At 72.7% G+C, this 2,925-nt stretch carries 4 protein-coding genes and 1 pseudogene; 1 reads left to right on the forward strand and 4 read right to left on the reverse strand.

Going from position 1 to position 2,925, the window contains the following annotated elements:
* Positions 1-35 precede the first annotated feature (35 nt).
* Complete coding sequence (locus J7E94_RS04535; protein WP_215012486.1) at positions 36-1,181, forward strand: CapA family protein; 1,146 nt, start codon at positions 36-38, stop codon at positions 1,179-1,181.
* Here the strand turns inward: J7E94_RS04535 and J7E94_RS04540 are convergent.
* The 4 genes and pseudogenes from J7E94_RS04540 to J7E94_RS04550 all read right to left on the reverse strand — a co-directional run bounded on the left by J7E94_RS04540 (position 1,162) and on the right by J7E94_RS04550 (position 2,860).
* Positions 1,162-1,458 (reverse strand): antibiotic biosynthesis monooxygenase, encoded by a 297-nt coding sequence (locus J7E94_RS04540; protein WP_215012487.1) that lies wholly within the window; start codon positions 1,456-1,458, stop codon positions 1,162-1,164. The two genes, J7E94_RS04535 and J7E94_RS04540, sit on opposite strands and share 20 nt — an antisense overlap.
* Before the next feature lie 85 nt (positions 1,459-1,543).
* Positions 1,544-2,029, reverse strand: coding sequence for an ATP-binding cassette domain-containing protein (locus J7E94_RS34165; protein ID WP_308344543.1), 486 nt, complete (start codon positions 2,027-2,029; stop codon positions 1,544-1,546).
* A gap of 97 nt (positions 2,030-2,126) precedes the next feature.
* Positions 2,127-2,234, reverse strand: a pseudogene (locus J7E94_RS34170) (sulfonate ABC transporter ATP-binding protein); the annotation flags it as partial.
* Positions 2,235-2,248: 14 nt separating this feature from the next.
* Positions 2,249-2,860 (reverse strand): ABC transporter ATP-binding protein, encoded by a 612-nt coding sequence (locus J7E94_RS04550; protein WP_215012488.1) that lies wholly within the window; start codon positions 2,858-2,860, stop codon positions 2,249-2,251.
* Between the last annotated feature and the right edge of the window lie 65 nt (positions 2,861-2,925).

Consider the following 2,925-nt stretch of genomic DNA (forward strand, 5'->3'; position numbering starts at 1 on the left):
GTGAACCTTTCCGGTCACAGCCCTAGCCTGGAGGAGTGGGCGGTGAACTCGTGACGCTGTTCCTCGCCGGTGACGTGATGCTCGGCCGCGGCGTCGACCAGATCCTTCCGCACCCCGGTGACCCGGCCCTGCCGGAGGCGTACGTCACCGATGCGCGCACGTACGTCCTGCTGGCGGAGGCGGCGAACGGCACGGTTCCGCGTCGGGCGGCCTTCTCCTGGCCCTGGGGAGAGGCGCTGGACCTGCTCGACGCGGCCGCGCCCGACGCCCGGATCCTCAATCTGGAGACGTCCGTCACCCGGAGCGACGACGTCGAGCCCGGCAAAGCCGTTCACTACCGGATGCACCCCGCCAACCTGCCCTGCCTGGCGGCCGCCCGACCCGACGTGTGTGTGCTCGCCAACAATCACGTCCTGGACTACGGCCGCCGCGGGCTGGCCGAGACCCTCGACGCGCTCGCCGCCGCAGGACTGCGGACGGCGGGAGCGGGGCGGGACCTCGAGGAGGCCCGGCGGCCCGCGGTCCTCGCCCTCTCCGGGAACCGCCGCCTGCTGGTCTTCTCCCTGGGTACGGCGTCGAGCGGCGTCCCCCGCACCTGGGCAGCCGGCCCGGACCGGAGCGGGATCGCCTTCGCCGACGAGGCCTCGGACGCGGATGCGGCCGAGGTGGCCGGCCGCATCCGGCGGGCGAAACGACCGGGCGACCTCGTGGTCGTCTCGATCCATTGGGGTTCCAACTGGGGCTACGCCGTCCCCCGCGACCAGATCCGCTTCGCACACGCGCTCGTCGACGGCGGCGCGGACGTCGTCCACGGGCACTCCTCGCACCATCCGCGCCCGTTGGAGGTGTACCGGGGGCATCCGGTCCTCTACGGCTGCGGCGACCTGATCGACGACTACGAGGGGATCGGCGGCAACGAGCGGTACAGGGACGATCTGCGGCTGCTGTACTTCCTCTCACTGGCCCCGGACACCGGCCGGCTCGACCACGCCCGCCTCGTCCCGCTGCAGGCCCACCGGATGCGTCTGCGGCACGCCCCGCGCGAGGACTGCGACTGGCTCCACCAGGTCCTCGCCCGCACCAGCCGCCCGTTCGGCACGCGCATCACCCGCGACCCGGAGGGCGCCTGCACCGTCCGGGCAGGCCCCGTGCCGACCGGGGTCACCGATCGGGAACGGTGAGTTCGCCTCCGCGGTAGAAGCCCTCCCGCTCCTCTACGACGTACGGGGCCATGGCCTCACGCCGCTGTTTCTCCGCGTCGGAGGACCGCCACGCGTCGCACGCATCCCGGGAGTCCCAGAGCGACACTCCGGTGATCTCCTGCCCGTCCTCGGACCAGTACGCGAAGGCGCGGCGCATGCCGTCGGGGTGGGTACCCGGGCGCCACGCCCGCTCGAAGTCCTCCAAGGCGCCCGGCTCGATGCGGCGCGTGGTCACCCAGACGCAGTGGTCCTCCATGGCAGCCTCCTCCAAAGCGGGGATCGGCCCGATCCGTCTCTTCGACCACCGTAGGTCCGCGGCGCCGCTTCCGCCTCCGAGCCGGTCACTCGACGCCCAGCAGCCGCCGCCGGTCCTCGGGGCTGGAGCGGAACGCGGCGCAGGCCGCCTGGTGGACGATGCGCCCCTTCTGCATGACCGCCACGTTCTGGGCCACGGAGAGGGCGAGCCCCAGGTTCTGTTCGACGATGACCACCGACATGCCATGCGCGCTCACCTCGCGGATCACCTCGCCCACGTGGGCGACGATCGCCGGGGCGAGGCCGTCGGACGGCTCGTCGAGCAGCAGCAGGCGCGGATTGCCCAGCAGTGCGCGGGCGATCGCGAGCATCTGCTGTTCCCCGCCGGAGAGCTGGTCGCCGCGATGGCCGAGCCGCTCCCCCAGCCGCGGCAGCAGGTCCAGGACGCGGGCCTTGGTCCACGGGCCCCGCGCCGGCCGCCGTGAGGCGATCGCCAGGTGCTCCGCCACGGTCAGCGGCGCGAAGACACGGCGGCCCTGCGGGACGACGCCCACCCCTGCGCGGGCGATCACGTCGACACGGGACCCGGCGAGCTCCCGGCCGTCGAGGGGTGACGCTGCCGCCGTAGGGCCGGACGAATCCCGTGAGGGTCGAGATGAGGGTGGTCTTCCCGACCCCGTTGCGGCCGAGGACGGCGAGGGTCCCGCCCGCGTCGAGGTCGAGGTCGACGCCGTCCAGGACCACGCCGCCGGCGTAGCCGGAGCGCAGCCCGCGCATGCTGAGGAAGGGTGTCACGAGGAGACCTCCATGGTGCCGAGATAGGCGTGCTGGACTTCGGCGGAGGCCCGCACCTCGTCCGGGGAGCCGGTCTTCAGGTGTCCGCCGAGGTGCATGACCGTCACGGTGTCGGCGAGTTCGAAGACCATGTCGAGGTCGTGTTCGATGAGGAGTACGGTCACGTCGCGTGGCAGGGCGGCGATCAGTTCGGTGAGTCGCGCCGTCTCGGCCGGAGACATGCCGGCGGCGGGCTCGTCCAGCAACAGCAGCCGCGGTTCGGTGGCGAGGGCGACGGCGACCTCCAGCTGCCGCCGTTCGCCGTGGGAGAGCACGCCTGCCCGGGCGTCGTGCCGGGTGGGCAGGCCCACGCGCTCCAGCAGCGTGCGCGACTGGGCGATCGCCGCGGCCCGGGCACTCACCTTCCGCCAGCCGCCGAATCCGCTTCGGGTCCGGCGCAACACGGCGAGCAGGACGTTCTCCAGCACGCTCTCGCGCAGGAAGAGACTGGAGTGCTGGAACGTCGCGGCGACCCCGAGGGCGACGCGGCGGTCCACGGGCAGCCGGGTCACGTCGCGGCCGTCGACGAGAACGGATCCCGCGGTGGCCGGCAGCGTTCTGGAGATCACATGTTCGGGCGCACCGGACACTGGGGATACTGGTCGACCGTTCCTAATCAGCGTGCAGGAGTGAG

The organism is Streptomyces sp. ISL-94 (genome assembly GCF_018614075.1).
GTDB lineage: Bacteria > Actinomycetota > Actinomycetes > Streptomycetales > Streptomycetaceae > Streptomyces.

Excerpts from the sequence above, each read along its gene's own strand:
- J7E94_RS04540 (WP_215012487.1), bottom strand. The coding sequence starts at position 1,458 with ATGGAGGACCACTGCGTCTGGGTGACCACGCGCCGCATCGAGCCGGGC.